The organism is Massilia consociata, assembly GCF_042432755.1.
GTDB lineage: Bacteria > Pseudomonadota > Gammaproteobacteria > Burkholderiales > Burkholderiaceae_D > Telluria > Telluria consociata.
In genome coordinates this window covers 25933-43931 of the sequence record NZ_JBHLWP010000016.1, presented here as the reverse complement: position 1 = coordinate 43931, position 17999 = coordinate 25933, and the positions used below count along the sequence as shown (strand labels likewise).

General features: G+C 62.9%; 17 protein-coding genes. 9 read left to right on the top strand and 8 right to left on the bottom strand.

Annotated features, from left to right (window positions below):
* The first annotated feature begins 95 nt into the window (after window positions 1–95).
* The 3 genes from ACFFJK_RS17390 (at window position 96) to ACFFJK_RS17380 (ending at window position 3571) form a co-directional block, all read left to right on the top strand.
* On the top strand, window positions 96–1070 hold the full coding sequence (locus ACFFJK_RS17390; RefSeq protein WP_379680795.1) for a MerR family transcriptional regulator: 975 nt from the start codon (window positions 96–98) through the stop codon (window positions 1068–1070).
* Between the two features lie 220 nt (window positions 1071–1290).
* Window positions 1291–3255 carry a PKD domain-containing protein gene (locus ACFFJK_RS17385; RefSeq protein WP_379680793.1) on the top strand — a complete coding sequence of 655 codons (1965 nt, stop codon included), beginning with the start codon at window positions 1291–1293 and terminating at the stop codon, window positions 3253–3255.
* A 106-nt stretch (window positions 3256–3361) separates the two neighbouring features.
* Window positions 3362–3571 (top strand): hypervirulence associated TUDOR domain-containing protein, encoded by a 210-nt coding sequence (locus ACFFJK_RS17380; protein WP_379680792.1) that lies wholly within the window; start codon window positions 3362–3364, stop codon window positions 3569–3571.
* 86 nt (window positions 3572–3657) lie between these two features.
* On the opposite strand, the gene ACFFJK_RS17375 is transcribed toward ACFFJK_RS17380, so the two are convergent.
* Both ACFFJK_RS17375 and ACFFJK_RS17370 read right to left on the bottom strand, forming a co-directional pair.
* Complete coding sequence (locus tag ACFFJK_RS17375) at window positions 3658–4164, bottom strand: host attachment protein (protein ID WP_379680791.1); 507 nt, start codon at window positions 4162–4164, stop codon at window positions 3658–3660.
* A gap of 261 nt (window positions 4165–4425) precedes the next feature.
* Window positions 4426–4797 (bottom strand): VOC family protein, encoded by a 372-nt coding sequence (locus ACFFJK_RS17370; protein WP_379680789.1) that lies wholly within the window; start codon window positions 4795–4797, stop codon window positions 4426–4428.
* Window positions 4798–5006: 209 nt separating this feature from the next.
* Here ACFFJK_RS17370 and ACFFJK_RS17365 point away from each other — a divergent pair, with 209 nt between their 5' ends.
* The gene (locus ACFFJK_RS17365) at window positions 5007–6578 is read left to right on the top strand and encodes an AbgT family transporter (protein ID WP_379680788.1); all 1572 of its coding nucleotides are present in this window, start codon (window positions 5007–5009) and stop codon (window positions 6576–6578) included.
* A 35-nt stretch (window positions 6579–6613) separates the two neighbouring features.
* Window positions 6614–7153 (top strand): hypothetical protein, encoded by a 540-nt coding sequence (locus ACFFJK_RS17360; RefSeq protein ID WP_379680787.1) that lies wholly within the window; start codon window positions 6614–6616, stop codon window positions 7151–7153.
* Window positions 7154–7179: 26 nt separating this feature from the next.
* On the opposite strand, the gene gdhA is transcribed toward ACFFJK_RS17360, so the two are convergent.
* Window positions 7180–8523 (bottom strand): NADP-specific glutamate dehydrogenase, encoded by a 1344-nt coding sequence (gdhA, locus tag ACFFJK_RS17355; RefSeq protein ID WP_379680786.1) that lies wholly within the window; start codon window positions 8521–8523, stop codon window positions 7180–7182.
* Between the two features lie 229 nt (window positions 8524–8752).
* Here gdhA and ACFFJK_RS17350 point away from each other — a divergent pair, with 229 nt between their 5' ends.
* The 3 genes from ACFFJK_RS17350 (at window position 8753) to ACFFJK_RS17340 (ending at window position 11964) form a co-directional block, all read left to right on the top strand.
* Complete coding sequence (locus ACFFJK_RS17350) at window positions 8753–10294, top strand: hypothetical protein (protein ID WP_379680784.1); 1542 nt, start codon at window positions 8753–8755, stop codon at window positions 10292–10294.
* Window positions 10295–10308: 14 nt separating this feature from the next.
* On the top strand, window positions 10309–11337 hold the full coding sequence (locus tag ACFFJK_RS17345) for a glycosyltransferase family 2 protein (RefSeq protein ID WP_379680783.1): 1029 nt from the start codon (window positions 10309–10311) through the stop codon (window positions 11335–11337).
* A gap of 174 nt (window positions 11338–11511) precedes the next feature.
* The gene (locus tag ACFFJK_RS17340) at window positions 11512–11964 is read left to right on the top strand and encodes an FxsA family protein (RefSeq protein ID WP_379680782.1); all 453 of its coding nucleotides are present in this window, start codon (window positions 11512–11514) and stop codon (window positions 11962–11964) included.
* Between the two features lie 19 nt (window positions 11965–11983).
* Here the strand turns inward: ACFFJK_RS17340 and ACFFJK_RS17335 are convergent, their stop codons facing one another.
* The 4 genes from ACFFJK_RS17335 to coxB form a co-directional block, all read right to left on the bottom strand.
* Window positions 11984–12868 carry a cytochrome c oxidase assembly protein gene (locus ACFFJK_RS17335; RefSeq protein ID WP_379680780.1) on the bottom strand — a complete coding sequence of 295 codons (885 nt, stop codon included), beginning with the start codon at window positions 12866–12868 and terminating at the stop codon, window positions 11984–11986.
* Complete coding sequence (locus ACFFJK_RS17330; protein ID WP_379680779.1) at window positions 12856–13215, bottom strand: hypothetical protein; 360 nt, start codon at window positions 13213–13215, stop codon at window positions 12856–12858. Before ACFFJK_RS17330 ends, ACFFJK_RS17335 begins: the two co-directional genes overlap by 13 nt.
* Window positions 13216–13218: 3 nt before the next feature.
* The gene (ctaD, locus tag ACFFJK_RS17325; protein WP_379680778.1) at window positions 13219–15651 is read right to left on the bottom strand and encodes a cytochrome c oxidase subunit I; all 2433 of its coding nucleotides are present in this window, start codon (window positions 15649–15651) and stop codon (window positions 13219–13221) included.
* A gap of 95 nt (window positions 15652–15746) precedes the next feature.
* Window positions 15747–16703 (bottom strand): cytochrome c oxidase subunit II, encoded by a 957-nt coding sequence (gene coxB / locus ACFFJK_RS17320; RefSeq protein ID WP_379681052.1) that lies wholly within the window; start codon window positions 16701–16703, stop codon window positions 15747–15749.
* Between the two features lie 163 nt (window positions 16704–16866).
* Here coxB and ACFFJK_RS17315 point away from each other — a divergent pair, with 163 nt between their 5' ends.
* Complete coding sequence (locus tag ACFFJK_RS17315) at window positions 16867–17280, top strand: CopD family protein (RefSeq protein ID WP_379680776.1); 414 nt, start codon at window positions 16867–16869, stop codon at window positions 17278–17280.
* A gap of 8 nt (window positions 17281–17288) precedes the next feature.
* Here ACFFJK_RS17315 and ACFFJK_RS17310 read toward each other — a convergent pair whose 3' ends face one another.
* Entirely contained in the window at window positions 17289–17774 is a 486-nt protein-coding gene (locus ACFFJK_RS17310; protein ID WP_379680775.1) for a DUF2231 domain-containing protein, read from the bottom strand.
* Window positions 17775–17999: the final 225 nt, after the last annotated feature.

Below are 17999 nucleotides of genomic sequence, written 5' to 3'. Positions count from 1 at the left end.
TGAACTGCTGCAGGATTGGCAAATGCGCTACACTCGAACACGTCCACCTTTTTCGGCGGGACATTCCTCACTCAACTGGTTCAAGGGCGGGTCGTATGAGCGAACACATCGATGACAAACAGGCCGCCATCCGGCAGGCAACCTACCGCAGCGGCGTCGCCGCGCGTCTTGCCGGGCTGCCGGTGGAAACGCTGCGGGTCTGGGAACGGCGTTATGCATTGTCCGATACCCAGCGTTCCGCCCACGGCCAGCGCCTGTACACCGCCGAACAGGTGCGCCGCCTCGGCCTGCTCAAGCAGCTGGTCGATCTCGGGCACCCGATCGGCGTCCTGACCGGGCTGCCGGTCGAGCGGCTGGAGGAAATGGTCGCGCCCAACGCCGCCCGCGCCGTGGAAGTCAGCGGGCCGATGCGCGTGTTCGTCGTGGGTGACAGCCTCATGCGCCGCATCGTTGCGAGCGGACGCGACGGCCGTGCCTTGCAGCTGCAACAGCACTGCGCCCGGCTCGACCAGGTGGGCCCGCTCGCGGATGGCGTGGCGCTGGACGTGCTGCTGGTCGAATCTTCCGAGCTCGACGAGGCGTCGGTGGCGCAGGTGACCGCGGCGCGCGAGGCCACGCGGGCGTCGGCGGTGGTGGTGCTGTACCGGTTCTGCGGCAGCGCCACGATCCGTGCCCTGCGCGCCTCGGGCTGCCTGGTGGCGCGCGTGCCGGCCGAGATCGGCGAGCTGGTGCTGCTGTGCCGCTCGGCGCTGGCGGGGCAGGGCTTGCCGGCGCCGGAAACCCCCGCCGAACCGGTGGCGCCACGCCGCTTCGACGACAATGCGCTGGCCGCCATCACCGCGGCCGGCAACCGCCTGACCTGTGAATGCCCGCGCCACCTGTCCGAGATCCTGATGATGGTCGGCAGTTTCGAGCGCTACAGCGCGCAATGCGCTTCGCGCCACCAGGAAGATGCGCGGCTGCACCAGGAGCTGGGATTGGCCGCGGGCCGGGCGCGCATGGTGCTGGAAGAGGCGATGGAAAGACTGGCGCTGGCGGAGGGCCTGCCCTTGCCGGGCAAGGCGCCCTGACGAAGAAACAATATCGTCGAGAAAAATAAACACGTATCGCTGGGAAATTGGTTTGAACTGAAGCAGAAAACGTGTGATCTCCAGCAGGAAGATGCCGGATGCCGGGTTGCGCGCAAATGTGCAGCCATCGTGCGGCGCATGATCGGTCCGGTCGGGCCGGGCTGGCCTGTCCCGGGCACCGCGTAGCGGGTCCGGTTGTCTTCTTTGACAGGAGAGAAAAATGCGACGCATCGATGGAAACGACGTACCGGGCAGGCGCCTGGGCTGGTGGCTGCCTTGCCTGTTGTCCGGCGTGGCGATCGTGGGCGCGGCAAGCGCCCAGGTGCAGGCGCCCGGCGCCGTCGAGGACGGCAAGACCGGGAGCGCGCCCACGACCACGACGTACCGGGTGATCAACCTGGGCTCGGGCGCCCTGAGCTCGCTCCCGGAGATGAACGACAGGGGACAGGTCGCCTTCTCGCTGTTCACCCCGGAAACCGGCGAGCGCGGCTACTTCTACAACGGTACCAGCGTGCAGGACATCGGTTCGTTCGGCGGTGGCACGCACGCGGTCGACGTGAACAACGCCGGGCAGGTGGTCGGCTGGTCCGCCACGCCCCTGGGTGTCGACCGCGCTTTCATCTGGAGCGCGGGCAGCGGCATTCGCACCCTCGGCGGCCCGGCGGCGACAGCCTACTCGGTCGCCACGGCCATCAACAACGCGGGCGTCGTGATCGGCATCTACAGCGGCAGTCCGCTCGCGTTCCGCTGGAGCGCAAGCGAAGGCCTTGAAACCCTGAGCGCACGCACGCCGGGGGCGCCCGGCATGTCCTCTGCTACCGCGCTGAACGATGCGGGACTGATCGCCGGCATCGGCAGGGTGGGCGATCCCCCGATCGGCGACCATCTGTTCGCCTGGACCCGGGCCACCGGCGCGGTCGACATCGACACGCTGGGCAGCGTGTATGCACTGCCTGCCGCGGTGAGCGAACGGGGCGAGATCGTCGGCAGCTTCCTGGCGACCCGGGAAAACCCCCGCTACCGCGCCTTCCTGTGGAGCCGCACCACCGGCATGCTGGACCTGGGTACGGGCCGCGGCGTGGAAGCGGGCCTCGGCGCGATCAACGACAAGGGGCTTGCCGCGGGCATCATCAACTACGCCGACGGCACCCAGCGCGGAAGCTACTGGACCCGCGGCACCGGCCTGCGCGACATCGGCACCTTCGGCGGCCGCTTCTCGCGCACGCACGACGTCAACAACCTCGGGCAGATCGTCGGTTCGGCCGACAACCGCGCCGGCCAGGACCGCGCCTTCGTCTGGACCGCCAGGACCGGCCTGGTGGACCTGAACACGCGCCTGCGCCGCGCCCCGGCCGGCCTGGTGCTGGACGACGCCGTCGAGATCTCCGACAACGGCGCGATCGTCGCCACCTCCAATGCCGGCCTGGTGCTGCTCCAGCCGGGCCATGGCCACAAGGGCGGTCACGCGGTGGGCCCGGTGACGGCACCCGGCCTGGTCAAGGTGGGCGCACCGCTGCACGCCTCGGTCGCCTTCGTCGACGAAGACCGGACCGGGACGCGCAGCGCCACCTGGTCGTGGGGCGACGGCAGTGGCGCGCAGGCGGGGCGGGTGCGCGAGTCGAACGGCACCGGCAGTGCCAGCGCCAGCCACAGTTTCTCGGCGCCCGGCATCTACACGGTGGGCGTGACGCTGGTGGACCGGGCAGGCCGCAGCACCACCGTGCGCCGTACGGTCGTCGTGTACGAACCGTCGGCCGGCGTGGTGGCCGGCACCGGGGCCTTCATCTCGCCGCAGGGCGCGCTGGCGAAAGCGCCGCAGCGGTCCGGCAAGGCCACGTTCAGCCTGCTCGCGCCGCCGTCCAGCGCACGCGCGGCGGCCGGTGCGGCGCAACTGCATGTCGACCTGCCCGGGCTGAACCTGCGCAGCGTCGCCGTGAAGCCCTTGGGATTGCAGGGCGGACGCCGCCATTTCGAAGGCAGCGCCAGGGTCAACGGCGTCGACGGGTACCAGTTCAGGCTGGCCACGGGCACCGGCGCGCCGGCGGCCGGCGGCTCCACCATCAGCCTGAAGGTCTGGCACACCGATCCGGTGTCGAAGAAGGAGGTGGTCGACTACCACAACGGCCGGGCGCAGCCGAACGCTGCCGGTAGCCAGATCGTGGAAGGCAGCGTCTCCGAAGAGTAAGGTATTGCCTGCTTGCTTGCCTGCCTGCGACGAAGCGTGCAGGGCAGGGGCGGGATGTATGTTCCAATACCGGGACAGCCATCCCGCCAACTTCTGGAAAGCCATCATGACGGACACATTCAAGGCCGGCGACAAGGTGCAGTGGGAATCGTCGCAGGGCACCGTGCACGGCACGGTCAAGAAAAAGCTGACCGCGCCGACCGAGATCAAGGGCCACCATGTCGCGGCCTCGGCCGAGAATCCGGAGTACCTGGTCGTCAGCGACAGGACGGGCGCCGAGGCGGCGCACAAGGGCAGCGCGCTCAAGAAACGCTGAAGCCTGTTGCGCATTGCCGGCGGGCGCATCGGCCCGAAACGACGACGCCACCCGGAGGTGGCGTCGTCGGTTGTGCAACGAAGGCCTTATTCGGACTTGGCCTGCTGCGCGTGCAGCTGCTCGCGCAACTGCTGGGCATTCGAGTTGGTGTAGTCCTTGTTGAACTCTTGCGTGATCGCCGACAGGATATGCTGGTCCAGGTTCGCGCGTAGCGTGCCGAGGAACTGCGGCGAAGCGGAGAGGATCAGCTGCTTGAAGCGGCCTTCCTGGTGGGCCTGCATGAGAAACTTTGAAATATCCTTCGCAAACTTTTCAGCCGCGTGCTCTTCGGGCGTGACAGCCGGCTGGTAAGTCTTGTTCGGTGCGCCGGCATTGGCAGTGTGCGAATATCCAGGCGTTCCCTGGCCCCCGATATTGTGGCTGCTGTTGGTTGCCGCAGTCGGCCCCAGCCTGTCGGTTTCGGTCTCGGCCGTGCGCAGGTGCGCGGCCGGATTGACCATGTCTTCCACTTCCTGCAGCGGTTGTGCGGGATCGGATTCGGAAAAGATTCGTGCCCGGCCGGCATTGGCCGTCATGATCCAGGTTGCTTGCATGCTACCCCCTGTCAGTAATTGAATCGTTAATGTGGTTCGCCGCCCTGCAAGGTCACGCGGACGTGTTCGCATGGGCGTAACCGCCATGGACCGGCAATCGCCTGCAGCGCACGGACGTGAAGGACCGATGACGCTGGGAACACGCCCGCGTGCAGCCAGCCTGTCCGAGTCCCTCGGCAGGGCGATATGGTGATGATTCAGTATAGCCTTGCTTCAGGAACCACGGCGCACCGGCGCTGTCGGGTGCGCGTGGCGCCGGCATCAGGCCCGGGCGGCCTCGATCAGTTCGATGCGGTTGCCGAACGGGTCCTCGATACCGGCGCGCCGCCGGCCGTTAACCTGCTCTTCCTCGCGCACCGCCACGCCACGCTGGCGCAGCAGCGCGCAATAGCCGGGGAAGTCGTCCACGATGAAGGCCGGATGCGCTTTCTTGGCCGGCACGAAACCGGCCTGGCCGCCGATGTGCAGCTGGGTGGCGCCCGTGACGAACCACATGCCGCCCGAGGCGTTCAAGGGCGCAGGCTTGGGGGTTTCCCGCAGGCCGAGGATGCCGCCGTAAAAGGCGCGCGCCTCCTGATCCGCGCCGGGTGGAATGGCGACCTGGACGTGGTCGATACCTGCAATATGGGGCATGGCGGCTCCGTTCTGGTTGTCTAATTGCGCTGCGGATAGATCCGGGCAAACCGGTACAGTTGTGAATAATGCTTTGCGATAACACAGCTTATACGTAACATATCCCGAGGTACACAAAAAGTCGGCCGTTCCTTCGTAGTCTGGCATGGTCTGGCTTGGTGGTGCAATCAATCGACATACGACAGGCATGATCTGCCGATAAGGGACATATGACTGAACAAACGACCGCCCGGAAGCCGGGCGTACTGAACCGTATCCTGAATGTCATCGAGGTGGTCGGCAACAAGCTTCCCGATCCCGCGATCCTGTTCGCCTTGCTGCTGGCCGTGGTCGCGGTCATTTCCTGGGCCATGTCCGGCATGGTGTTCAACGAGATCGACCCGCGTTCGGGCCAGGCCATCCAGGTCAAGAACCTCCTGGCCCCCGCTGCCCTGACCGAGTTCACGTCCAGGATGGTCAATACCTTCGTCACATTCCCGCCGCTGGGCGTGGTGCTGGTGGCGATGCTGGGCCTGGGTGTGGCGGAATACACGGGTTTCATCAATGCCGGCCTGCGCAAGATCCTGTCGGTGACGCCGAGATTGCTGCTTACCCCCGTCCTGGTCGCCGTCGGCGTGCTGAGCCACATCGCCGTCGATGCGGGTTACGTGCTGGTCATCCCGTTGGGCGCCGTGATCTTCTACGCCGCCGGGCGCCATCCGCTGGCCGGCATCGCGGCCGCGTTCGCCGGCGTGTCGGGCGGCTTCTCCGCCACCTTCTTCCTGCCGTCCAGCCTCGATCCGCTGCTTGCCGGCCTGACCCAGGTTGCCGCACGGCTCTCGTCCGATCCGGCAGCCGCGAACATCGTCATCAATCCGCTGAATAATTTCTACTTCACGACGGCGTCGACCTTACTGGTCGTTCTGATCGGCTGGGTACTGACCGACAAGATCATCGAGCCGCGCCTGAAAAAGACCGCCGTGGACGGCGATCCGGCGGGCCTGCCCACCATGGATCCCTTGCAGCCCAACGAGCTCAAGGGCTTGCGCTGGGCCGGCATCGCCATGATTGCGAGCCTGGCGCTGCTGGTGCTGTCGGTCATGCCGGAAGGCTCCGCATGGCGTTCGCCCGACACGCGCGAACTGACGCACTCGGCCGCGCCGCTGATGCAGTCGATCGTCCCGCTCATCTTCATCTTCTTCCTGATCCCCGGCGTGGTCTACGGCTACGTCGCCGGCACCGCAAAGAACCACCGCGACATTGTCAAGGGAATGAGCCACGCCATGAGCGGCATGGGCTACTACATCGTCATGGCGTTCTTCTGCGCGCTGTTCATTTTCGCGTTCGGCCAGTCCAACCTGGGCGCACTCATCGCGATCAAGGGCGCCTTGTGGCTGAAGGAGATGGCCTTCCCCATGGGTGTCACGCTGGCCGGCATCGTGCTCCTGACGGCCATGGTCAACCTGTTCGTCGGCTCGGCTTCCGCCAAGTGGGCACTGATCGGGTCGGTCATGGTGCCGATGCTGATGGAGCTGGGCGTGTCGCCGGACATGACGCAGGCCGCCTACCGCGTGGGTGACTCCTCGACCAACATCATCACGCCGCTGTTGCCTTACTTCCCCCTGATTATCGTCTTCTGCCGCAAGTATGTGCAATCGACGGGGATCGGCACCCTGATCGCGCTGATGCTCCCGTATTCGATCGCCATGCTGGTCCTGTGGACCTCGTTCCTGCTCGGTTTCTGGGCACTGGACATCCCGCTGGGCATCGGCTCGACCTATACGTATCCGGCGGCGCCATGAGGCAGCAAGCCAGTCAACCCTATCCTGGAAACCCGATGAAATCCATCATTCCCGTACTCGCCGCCGCCGGCCTGCTCGCCGGTTGCGCCACCACGCCGGCGCCCGTCGATACGCGCGACCAGTTCATGGCCACGCTGCAGGGCATGTGCGGCCAGCGCTTCGAAGGCGCGCTGGCCTATGCGATCGATCCGAACAGCGAATTCGCCGGCAAGAAGATATCGACCCAGGTGGTCTGTACTGCGGAAGGGGTGCGCATGCCGGTGCAGGTCGGCGAAGACCGTTCCCGCACCTGGATCTTCACCCGTCCGCCGGCCGGGCTGGAACTGCGGCACGACCACCGCCATGCGGACGGCACGCCCGACGCCGTCACCATGTATGGCGGCATGGCGCAGGCGGGCGGGACGGCGCGCGCCCAGTCCTTCCTGGCCGACGCCTACACTGCGCGCATCGTCCCCGGGGCCGAAACCAATGTCTGGACCGTCAGCCTGAGCGAGGACGGCACCGTGCTGACCTACCGCCTGGAGCGGCATGCCAAGCCGCGCGCGGAATTCGTCATGCGGCGCGTGCCGGGCTGAATTCCGGCGCCTCGGCGCCTCGGCGCCTAGATCACGCCCTGGGCCAGCATGGCATCGGCCACCTTGACGAAGCCGGCGATGTTCGCCCCGTCCACGTAGCTGATGCTGCCGTCGGGGTGGGCGCCGTACTTCAGGCAGGCCGCATGGATGCCCTGCATGATCTGCAGCAGGCGCGCATCCACTTCCTCGGCCGGCCAGCTCATGCGTTCGGCGTTCTGGCTCATCTCCAGGCCGGACGTCGCGACACCGCCGGCGTTGCTGGCCTTGCCTGGCGCGTACAGCACGCCGGCCGCCTCGAACGCCTTGGCGGCCTCGATGGTGGAGGGCATGTTGGCACCCTCGGCCACGCACAGCACACCGTTGCCGATCAGGGTGGCGGCATCATTGGCATCCAGTTCGTTCTGGGTGGCGCAGGGCAGTGCCACATCCACGGGGACATGCCATGGACGCACGCCGGCTTCGAAACGGCTGCCGGTGCGCGCGGCATAGTCGCTGACGCGGCCATACAGGTGGTTCTTCACGTCCATCAGGATGGCCAGCTTCTCGGCGGTGAAGCCTTCCTCGTCGATGACCGTTCCGCTCGAGTCCGATACGGTGAGGACCCTGGCGCCGAGTGCCATCGCCTTTTCCACCGCATACTGCGCGACATTGCCCGAGCCCGAGACGCTCACCCGCAGGCCGTCGAACGAGCGGCCGCGCGTCTTGAGCATCTCTTGCGCGAAGTACACGGTACCGTAGCCGGTTGCTTCGGGACGCATCAGCGAGCCGCCATAGCTCAGGCCCTTGCCGGTGAACACGCAGTCGGCGCGGTTGCTGAGCTTTTTCATCATGCCGGTCATGTAGCCGACCTCGCGGCCGCCGACGCCGATGTCGCCGGCGGGAACGTCCGTGTCCGCGCCGACATGGCGGAACAGTTCGCTAACAAAAGCCTGGCAGAAGCGCATGACCTCGCCCGGGCTTTTCCCCTTCGGGTCGAAATCGGAACCGCCCTTGCCGCCGCCCATGGGCAGCGTCGTCAGCGCATTCTTGAATGTCTGCTCGAAGGCGAGGAACTTCAGCACGGACAGGTTGACGGACGGGTGGAAGCGCAGGCCGCCCTTGTAAGGGCCGATCGCCATGCTGTGCTGGATGCGGTAGCCGCGGTTGACCCGGACCTGGCCGTGATCGTCTACCCAGGAAACACGGAACATGACCACGCGCTCGGGTTCGACCAGGCGGTCCAGCAAGCCCTGCTCGGTATACCTCGGGTGCCGTTCGATGAAGGGCCACAGGCTCTCCATGACTTCGGTAACAGCTTGCAAGAATTCAGGCTGGCCGGGGTTTCTGTCGGCGACGTGTTGCAGATACTGGTGTACGGAAGCGTATTTCATGTGGATCCTCAGGCGCAGGGCATTCGTGTGACGAGAGGGGACAGATGCGCCGTTGGCGCTGCTTGTCCGTTTTGGAATAGTACCAATGGACGCCGGTGCACGCTGTCCGCCACGAAAACCACGACCGCCCGACGACAAGCAGCGGCGTTTTAAATGTTGTTTGGCGTCAACTACTTGAGGGCGCCACCCACCTATATTGGTCCTTGTTCATTTTCCTCGGGCCTTTCCAATGTTGATCACTGCTGCTGCATTGCTCACCAAGACCCGGCTGGCGTTCGTGGTGTTGTTCGTGGTGCTGGCCCTGGTCCTGCCGCTGAATGATCCGGATTACTTCTGGCACCTCAAGGCGGGTGAATACATTGTCAACCACCGCGGGCTACCGGCCGGTGACATCTTCTCCTTCACGCACGCTGGCCAGCCCTGGGTGCTGCACGAATGGCTGTTCGAGGTGATGCTGTTCGGCGCGTTTGCACTGTGGGGGTCGTCCGGCGTCAAACTGCTGACGGCGCTCTTCGCCGTGGTGACGCTCGGCGTGACGTTTTCCCTGATGCGCCGGCTTGGACAATCGTCGCTCGTCGCATCCCTCCTGGCCATCTGCGGCGGTGTCGTACTGGCCGGCGGATGGACGCCGCGTCCGCAACTGGTGACTTATCTGTTTTTCGCCCTGTACCTGTCCATCCTGCTGGCTTACAAGTATCACGGCGCCCGGCGCACCCTGTTCGTGCTGCCGGTGTTGATGGTCATATGGGTGAATGTCCACGGCGGCTACCTGATCGGAATCGCGCTCGTTGCGCTGTTCACCGGCGCCGAATGGCTCAATTACCTGTTCGGCGCCGGACGCACGCCTGTGCAGAAGCAGCGCCTGCTTGAATTGAGCCTGATTGCCGCGGCCACCACGCTGGCAAGCCTGGTCAATCCCGAATTCGTCGGTCATTGGCTGTATCCGTTCCAGGTCCTCGGCATGGAGGCGAACCACTACATCCAGGAATGGCAGAGTCCCGATTTCCACCAGATCCTGCCCAAGATGTATCTGCTGCTGTGCGGCCTGTTCCTGCTGTCGTACGTCTACGCGACGCCCAAGGCAGATATCACCGAACTGCTGGTTCCGGGATTTTTCCTGTTCAACGGGTTCGTCTCGGTCAGGCACGTTCCGCTTGCGGTACTGGCGATGCTGCCCTTCATCGCGCTTGCGCTGGCACGCGGCAGCACGGCTGCTTGTGCCGCCAGGTGGCAGGGTTCGTGGCTCGGACGCAGGTATGCGCGTGCCGTCGGAGGCGGGAAGCAACTGGGCGGCCAGGCGGAAGGCCTGTTGAACTGGCTCCTGCTGCTGGTCATCGTCATGGTGCTGTCGCTCTACCGCCCGGTGTTTCGCACTACGGCGGAAAAACAGGCCGAACGGTTGCCGGCCGGAGCGGCGGATTATGTGATTGCCAACCGGATCCAGGGGAACATGTTCAACGTCTATAAGGACGGCGGATACCTGATCTATCGGCTCGGGCCGCAACGCAAGGTCTTCATCGATGGCCGGGCCGATGTATATGGCGATACCTTCATCAAGGACTACATGCAGATGTACTCAGGTCAGGCCGACTGGAAACGGAAGTTCGAGCGGCACGCGATCGACTACGCGATCGTCGACAAGAATGCGCCGATCCGGCAGTTGTTGCTGACCGACGGCAGTTTCAGGGAGGTCTTCCGTGACAAGCGGTATTCCGTGCTGCTGCGTACCGTCCCGCGCCAGCCGGTCCTGTCGAGCAGATCGAGTCATTAAGGAAAGGACACGGCATGATGCGGGAATCAATGAGGACGCATGACACCAGGCGGTCGCTGTCGGTCGTCGTGCCGGTGTATAACGAAATGGAAGTCCTGCCCGAATTCCATCGGCGCGTCTGCGCGGTACTCGCCACGCTCGACATGAACAGCCAGATCATCTATGTCAACGACGGTAGCACCGATCGAACACTGGAAGTCATCCACGAACTCGACGCGCGGCAGGCGCAGGTGCAACTGGTCGATCTGAGCCGCAATTTCGGCAAGGAGATCGCGCTCACGGCCGGCCTCGACCATGCCGACAGCGACGCCGTCATCGTCATCGACGCCGACCTGCAGGACCCGCCGGAGTTGATCCCCGAACTGGTCAGCCATTGGCTCGACGGCTACGACGTGGTGTACGCCAAGCGCACGCAGCGCGATGGCGAAGGCGTGGTCAAGCGGGCGACGGCATTTCTGTTTTACCGCCTGATGCAGAAAATCAGCCGGGTTGCCATCCCGGAAGACACCGGCGATTTTCGCCTGCTGAGCAGGCGTGCGGTCGACGCGATCAAGCAGTTGCGCGAGCAGCACCGCTTCATGAAGGGCCTGTTTGCCTGGATCGGCTACCCGCAAAAGGCCGTACCGTATCGGCGGGCAGGGCGCTTCGCCGGCACCACCAAATGGAATTACTGGAAGCTGTGGAATTTTGCGCTCGAAGGCATTACCTCGTTCACCGGGGAGCCGCTGAAGGTGGCCACCTATGCCGGCCTGACCAGCGCCCTGGTCGCGCTTACCTATGGCGCCTATTTCGCCGTACGCACGCTCTTGTACGGCAATCCCGTCCCCGGCTATCCATCGCTCGTGGTGATCATCCTGTTCCTGGGCGGCGTACAACTGCTCAGCATCGGCATCATCGGCGAATACCTGGCGCGCTTGTTCGACGAAAGCAAGAAGCGGCCGCTGTATTTTCTCAAGAGCGGCCGTCACGCAGCGCCGTTCCGGCTTGCGGCGCCGGCGGTGGCGGCAGCGGCCGAGCCACACGAAGAATGCGCGGAGAGGTAAGTCGGCACGATACCGGATGCAGGTTGCAGCGAACAACAAAACGCCACCCGAAGGTGGCGTTTTGTTTGAAAACCCTGGCACGGGAGAGTGCTGTTAAAATTTGCGGTAGCCTTCCGATACCCCATTTGCCGGAGTACACAAATCCTACGTTTTCTCGTCACAGCGGCGATGCGTATGCCAAAGCTAACGATCGCTGTTGCATTATTGGTGCTGGCAGCGCTGGCCAGCACGATGACCTACACCGGGTTCCTTGTCATCGGGGTTTTGGCCGATCATCTCGGCACGGGCCGGGTCATGGCAGGACTGCTTCTTGGCGCTCTTCTTGCAAGATTTCCCTGGATAATCAAAGGTAAGCTGCGCATTGTTGGTGTATTACCCAAACCTGTCCGTCGCCCATTCATAATCGGTTTACTCGCACTGTGTTTGTTGCACTTCCTGTGGCGAGGCGAATACGTGTCTGCAGGGTTTACAGGTTTCGTGACGGCTTTTCTTCTCACCTACCCCTGGTTGAGGCGAGCGATATTCGATCGAATGTTATCGTCCGTCTTCAAATTCACTGGCCGACATCCTTTCAAAGGCACCGACGATACGGTGATCGAGGGTGAATTCAGGGAAAAGAAAGATTGAAAAGCAGTCCGGAACCTTTCTACGATCGCCGTTCCCTGGCCCCATCCGCATTACGCAGCCATGCCGCGGCAAATGCCAGTCCGCCGATGAGGTAACAGGCGCCCATGGGGATCCACATCAGCAGCCCTGCCAGTTGCTGGTCTTGTAGCGCCATTTCCACGCTGCCTTGCGCTTCGATGTAGGTGGCATACATAGGACGTGATGCAAAGGTGAACAAGGCGCCCAGCAGGCCGGTATGCATCAGCGTGGACAGCACCGACAGCGCAGCCGATCCGTAGCCTTCATCCTCGCTATGACGTATCAATACTGTCCAGTACCAGTAGCCGGCAATCAGGAAGCTCAGATGTTCCAGTATGTGGATCCACCGGACACGCAGCGCGAGTTCGAACAGCTGGGGGATATGCCAGATCCAGATGACCGCGCCGTGCAGGCTGAACGCAACCGAGGGCATCAGCAACAGGCGCAGCCACTTGCGTGGAAGGGAAAGTGCGCCGGCTGTGGCAGGCGACGCGGCGGCAATGGCAGCATTGATGGGAATGCCAATTCTTCCAAAGGCCAGCAGCGGAGCGGCACCCACGATCAGCAGCATATGCTGTGCCATGTGTACTGCGAAGCTGAATTCTGAAAAGGCGTCGAACGGCCAGATCAGCGCGAGGAACAGCGCGATTGCTCCGAGTACGGCGCTCGACAGCGTCAGGGGCCGCATCGCAACGCCTGCGTAATTCCTGCGGCGCAGCCAAAGCAGTCCGCCGAGATAGAGGGCGCTGAACAGGGCCATTGGCGTGACGACCAGCGGGTCCAGCGTCCACCAGCTGCCGTGATGTTCCCCGGCGTGGGCGAGTGCCTGCGTCGGCAGCAGGGCGATGGCGGAAAACCGCCAGAAAGACGGATTCAGGAAGCGCATGTTGGCAGCATGGAGGTTGGAAACGCGACCCATAGCATGGACAGCAGCGATATCGCGCACAGCAACAAGGTACTGATGGCGAAGAAGCGGCTGATGTCCGGATCGGGGCCCGGAGGATGACGCCAGCGGCGCTGGCTGACGACAGCGATACCGATGATGAGCGCCCCGGCAAGCAAGGTGGAGGCGGCCACCCCCAGTTCCACGGCATTCAGGCCGATGAAGCGGGTTTCATCGAGTTGCGATGCGCATACGAGCGCCACGATGACGTAGCAGACGACGAAATGCACGATCCAGACGAGCGGCGCGCTTACCAGCGTGAGCAGTCGCTTCAAGGTCGAAGAATCCATCAATTAGCCCCCTACGACGGAGGGAAACGCATGGATGGTGGCGAACCCCAGCAGCCATTGCAGCATCGTGTATTGCCAGAACAGTGATACCACCTTGCCCTCGCCAGGCCTGGTGCGATGCAGGTAGCCATGCCGCACCCGCAGCAAGGCAAACAGGGCCATGACTATCGCAATGACGACATGCACGATCTGGAATCCGCTGATGGTATGAATCAAAGCGCCATACGCATGTTCTTTCGCGGACACACCGCTACCCTGCAGCGCCAAGACCTGCAAGACGATGAACAGCACGCCGGACACGGCCGCAGTGGCATACAGCGCCTGTGCCCATCCGCTGCGCAACTTGCGGATGCAGACTTCCGCCAGAATCGCCGCCAGTCCGGCCAGCAACAGGACTGCGAACGCAGCAAGCGGCAGGCCCAGGCTGGCCTGGCGATATTCTGCTGGCGGCCACTGCGGCGACACGGTCCACAGGTAAAAATAGGCAAAGATCAGGGAAATGAAGAGTGTACCGTCGGCCAGCAGGGCGAACAGGGTGCCCCACCATCCAGGCGTCAGCGAAAGCTTGTGATGCACCGGAAGCGGGCCATGCGCGCCCCCATCCACGTCGCCCAGGTCATGACGCGATCCGTTTTGCCAGGCCCATACCAGCAGGGCGCCCAGCGATGCTGCTGCGCCTATGGCGGCAAGCCAGTAGAGCTTCGCCAGGAAGCCGATAAAGAACAAGGAGGTCAACCCGGCGGCGATGAGCGGTACGACGGTGTTGCCGCGCAAAATCACTACGGCCTGGGGCTTGGCGTGCGTGATACTGGTCATCAGGATCTCGCGGCGGGCGACATCGGCATGGCCCAGCAGATGGCGTCCTTCTTGTATTTCCCGCGCCAGATCGGGATTCTTCCATAACGGTTCGCGGCTCTCGACGTGCGGCTGCGACGCGAAGTTGTAGGGCGGGACCGGCGTCGGCATCGCCCATTCGAGGGTCCCTGCATTCCAGACATTGGGTTTGACTCGCTTGCCCGCGACAAAATGCGTGATCACGTCGACCATCAGGATTGCCACGCCGATGGCGGATATGAATCCGCCCACGGTGGAGATGAAATTCAGCAGATCCCAGCCCAGCCCCGGCACATAGGTGTACACACGCCGCGGCATGCCCCACAGCCCGGTCAGGTGCATGGGCAGGAAGGTGACGTTGAAGCCGATGAAGATGGTCCAGAAGGCGACGCGGCTCAAGTGCATGGAGGGTTCGCGCCCGGACAGCAAAGGCAGCCAGTAATAGAAGGCCGCAAACAGCGGGAAAACCATACCGCCGAACAGAACGTAGTGCAGATGGGCGACGATGAAATGCGTGTCATGTACCTGCCAGTCGAACGGCACGAGTGCCACCATTACGCCGGTTAACCCGCCCAGGACGAAGATGAACAGGAAGCCGAAGATATACAGCATGGGCGTACTCATCACCGGCCTGCCGCTCCACAGCGTGGCAATCCAGGCAAAAACCTGTATGCCGGTGGGAATGGCGACCGCCATGCTGGCCGCCGAGAAAAAGGCGAGCGACAACAAGGGGATGCCGACCGCAAACATATGGTGCACCCAGAGACCGAAACTGAGGAAGCCGGTGGCAATCACCGCCATGACCACCCAGTTGTAGCCCACGATGGGGTGGCGCGCAAAGGTGGGGAGCATCGTCGTGACCAGGCCGGCGGCCGGCAGGAAGATGATGTAGACCTCGGGATGGCCGAATATCCAGAACAAGTGCTGCCACAGCAAGGGGTCGCCGCCCAGCGCGGTGTCGTAAAAGGGCAGGCCGAATGCGCGTTCTATCTCCAGCAGGATGGATGCCAGGATCAGCGGAGGAAAGCCGAACACGATCATGAAAGCCATCACGAGGATGTACCAGGCGTAGAGCGGCATGCGATTGATGGTCATGCCGGATGTGCGGGTTTTTAATATGGCGACGATCAGTTCGACGCCGGCTGCTACTGCCGAAATCTCGGCAAAGGTCACACCCAACAACCAGAAATCCACGTTGCTGCCTGGTGAAAACTGTGCACTGTTCAGCGGCACGTACATGAACCATCCGCCGTCCGGCACTGCGTCGAACAGGAAGCTTGAATACAGCAGAATCCCGCCGAAGAGATAGCACCAATAGCCAAATGCCGACAGCCGCGGATAGATCAGGTCGCGCGTGCCGATCATCTTGGGCAGCAAGTAGACCGCAATACCTTCCATGATGGGCACAGCGAAAAAGAACATCATGGTGGTGCCATGCATGGTGAACGCTTCCGCATACGTCTTATGGTCGAGCAGGTCGTTGCCAGGGAACGTAAGCTGGCTGCGTATCCACATCGCCAGAATGCCGCCGATCAGGAAGAAGACGAAGCCGGTGATAATGAAACGCAAACCGATGGTCGAGTGATTGACCACCGTGAACATGCCGAGTCCGGAGGGGTTCTCCCAGACTGCCTGCATGCGTGCCAGATGGGACGCACGGTCTGGTGCGGGAGAGGAGGGCGAAGCTGGCGATGTCATCAGGGTGATCCCTCCAGGTAAGCGGCCAGGGCCTCGAGCTCGTCGGCGCTGAGGTCGGGGAAAGAGGGCATGTGACTGCCAGGCTTCACGCCCTGGCTGTCGGCGATGAGACGTTTGAGGTTGTCGCGACTGTTCTTCAGCGTGCCGCCGGCGATGTGCGTCCGGCTGGCAATATGGGTCAGGTCCGGCCCCGGACGCGTTTTGACGGCAATCCCGTCGGCCCCGCGTACTGCATGGCATTCCATGCAGCGGTTATTGCGGAAGATTTCCAGGCCGCGCCGGCCGAGTTCGCTGGTCGGCGCTGCTGCCGGCGCGCGCTGCTGCGCCATCCAGGCATCGAATTCGTCGCGCGGCTGGGCAATGACGAAAAACGCCATGCGCGCATGTTGCGCGCCGCAGAACTCGGCGCACTGGCCCCGGAATACCCCTTCATTGTCCGCCTGGATCACCAAGGAGTTGACACGGCCCGGCATCGCATCCATCTTGCCCGCCAGGTTGGGCACCCAGAAGCTATGGATGACGTCGTTCGAATGCAGCCTCAGCTGCACCTGCACACCGACCGGGATGCGGATTTCGTTTGCCGTGGTGAAGCCCGCACTCGGCACGTCGCGCTGGTATTGCACCTCCCACCACCACTGGTTGCCAGTCACGTCGATGGTCAGTTCGGGCTGGGGATCGCCGCGCAATGCACCCATGGACCACACGCCATAGACCAGCAGGGCGGTCAATGTGATTGCCGGGAACGCGACGCCGCCTGCAACAATCAGTTTATTTGCCGCGACAGGAACACGCTTGTCCGGGGCGCGGTACATCGCATACAAAGCCAGCACCATCACGAGCAGCAGTATCAACGCTGCGCCGACGAACATGATCCAGCTGATGTGTGCGATTTCCGCTGCAGCCGGGCCCTTGGGCGCAAGGGAAGACTGGACGCCCCCGCAGCCCGTCAGCAGCATCAACGTTGCTACCAAGCAGGTTCGGTGATGACGGTTAATTAGTAAAACATCATGCATGGCGCCGATTCTATGCTAAGAATAATAATATCCATGCGTGAACCACGTCATGGCCTGGGCTCGCGCTGATCATTTTCCACGGTACTGCTTTAAGGAATTAACGCTTATGTTGCTCGTGCTTACCCTGCATATCGCCTTCCTGTTGCTATGGGCCGGCACACTGCTTTATTTTCCGCAACTTCTGGCTCAGCAAGCTTCTGCGCAAGATGACGAAGACAGGCAACGCTCGCTCAAGATGCAGCACACGCTCTACGCTTTCGTCATGACACCCTCGGGTTTGCTTACCATCCTTTTCGGAATCTGGTTGCTGTTCGCGCGGGGTTTTTCCGGCGGCTGGTTGCCTGTCAAGCTGACCCTGGTTCTGTTCATGGTGTTCTTCCATCTGTATTGCGGCAACCTGATGGAGCAACTCAGGGAAGAAGGACCCGTGCATTCGGTATGGTTCTATCGCATGCTGTTGCTGGCGCCAATACTGCTCATTCCCGCAGTGGTGGCCCTGGTGGTGCAAAAACCATTCTGAGCACCAGGCTAATCTTCTTCATTGTCGCTGCCTATGCTGTGATGGAACACGAGCTTGCCGCCAAACCAGCCAACCACGCTCAATGAAACTGCACTGACCGCCGACATGAACAGTCCCCAGGGCAGCACTGCTGCTTCGTAATCATTGACGCGATACCACCAGTTCGCAGCGAGCAGCGAGATCAGCATCACCGCGGCAATGAAGTGGCTCCAGCTCGCCACATGCCGGCGTATCTTGTGCACCATTAAGAAATCCATCGTGCCGGCCAGGCCCGCCAGGCTGCCCATGACGAACGAGGCGCCGATGATCCAGACCGAGAGGCGCGCCCAGAAAGCATCGCCGGTCCACCAGTAAGCCAGGTCGCTGGCCAGCCCGCCCAGTGTGAAGGCGACCGGGAACGACACCAGCATCGCGTGAACCGGATGGCCGGCGATGGCAAACGCACTGCGCGTGCTTTCTGGCGCTGGCTTGAGCAGCGGGCTTTTGATGGTCATGGGCTAAGGGAAGAAGCTGACATACAAATTCGAACAACGTTGGAAATGATGGTTCCTAGGTGAGTTGGAGCTGCATGATGTTCTCCCCTGTAATGATGAGCGAATGTCAAGTTTATCAGTGCTGGCTTTTCGGCGATGCTCAATAGGAATCTACCGCTCCCTGGCAGCGCCCCCGCTTGTGCCGTCCGCCGAGCTGCAGCGCATGTCGGATGCTTGAGTGCCCAT

Excerpts from the sequence above, each read along its gene's own strand:
- ctaD (WP_379680778.1), bottom strand. The coding sequence starts at position 15,651 with ATGTTCACGGTGGTCAATCACTCGACCATCGGTTTGCGTTTCATTATC.
- ACFFJK_RS17370 (WP_379680789.1), bottom strand. The coding sequence starts at position 4,797 with ATGCCCCATATTGCAGGTATCGACCACGTCCAGGTCGCCATTCCACCC.
- ACFFJK_RS17360 (WP_379680787.1), top strand. The coding sequence starts at position 6,614 with ATGAAATCCATCATTCCCGTACTCGCCGCCGCCGGCCTGCTCGCCGGT.
- ACFFJK_RS17380 (WP_379680792.1), top strand. The coding sequence starts at position 3,362 with ATGACGGACACATTCAAGGCCGGCGACAAGGTGCAGTGGGAATCGTCG.
- ACFFJK_RS17390 (WP_379680795.1), top strand. The coding sequence starts at position 96 with ATGAGCGAACACATCGATGACAAACAGGCCGCCATCCGGCAGGCAACC.
- ACFFJK_RS17365 (WP_379680788.1), top strand. The coding sequence starts at position 5,007 with ATGACTGAACAAACGACCGCCCGGAAGCCGGGCGTACTGAACCGTATC.
- ACFFJK_RS17335 (WP_379680780.1), bottom strand. The coding sequence starts at position 12,868 with ATGCGCTTCCTGAATCCGTCTTTCTGGCGGTTTTCCGCCATCGCCCTG.
- gdhA (WP_379680786.1), bottom strand. The coding sequence starts at position 8,523 with ATGAAATACGCTTCCGTACACCAGTATCTGCAACACGTCGCCGACAGA.
- ACFFJK_RS17310 (WP_379680775.1), bottom strand. The coding sequence starts at position 17,774 with ATGACCATCAAAAGCCCGCTGCTCAAGCCAGCGCCAGAAAGCACGCGC.
- ACFFJK_RS17385 (WP_379680793.1), top strand. The coding sequence starts at position 1,291 with ATGCGACGCATCGATGGAAACGACGTACCGGGCAGGCGCCTGGGCTGG.
- coxB (WP_379681052.1), bottom strand. The coding sequence starts at position 16,703 with ATGCTGCTGACGGGCTGCGGGGGCGTCCAGTCTTCCCTTGCGCCCAAG.
- ACFFJK_RS17340 (WP_379680782.1), top strand. The coding sequence starts at position 11,512 with ATGCCAAAGCTAACGATCGCTGTTGCATTATTGGTGCTGGCAGCGCTG.
- ACFFJK_RS17315 (WP_379680776.1), top strand. The coding sequence starts at position 16,867 with ATGTTGCTCGTGCTTACCCTGCATATCGCCTTCCTGTTGCTATGGGCC.
- ACFFJK_RS17375 (WP_379680791.1), bottom strand. The coding sequence starts at position 4,164 with ATGCAAGCAACCTGGATCATGACGGCCAATGCCGGCCGGGCACGAATC.
- ACFFJK_RS17345 (WP_379680783.1), top strand. The coding sequence starts at position 10,309 with ATGATGCGGGAATCAATGAGGACGCATGACACCAGGCGGTCGCTGTCG.
- ACFFJK_RS17350 (WP_379680784.1), top strand. The coding sequence starts at position 8,753 with ATGTTGATCACTGCTGCTGCATTGCTCACCAAGACCCGGCTGGCGTTC.
- ACFFJK_RS17330 (WP_379680779.1), bottom strand. The coding sequence starts at position 13,215 with ATGGATTCTTCGACCTTGAAGCGACTGCTCACGCTGGTAAGCGCGCCG.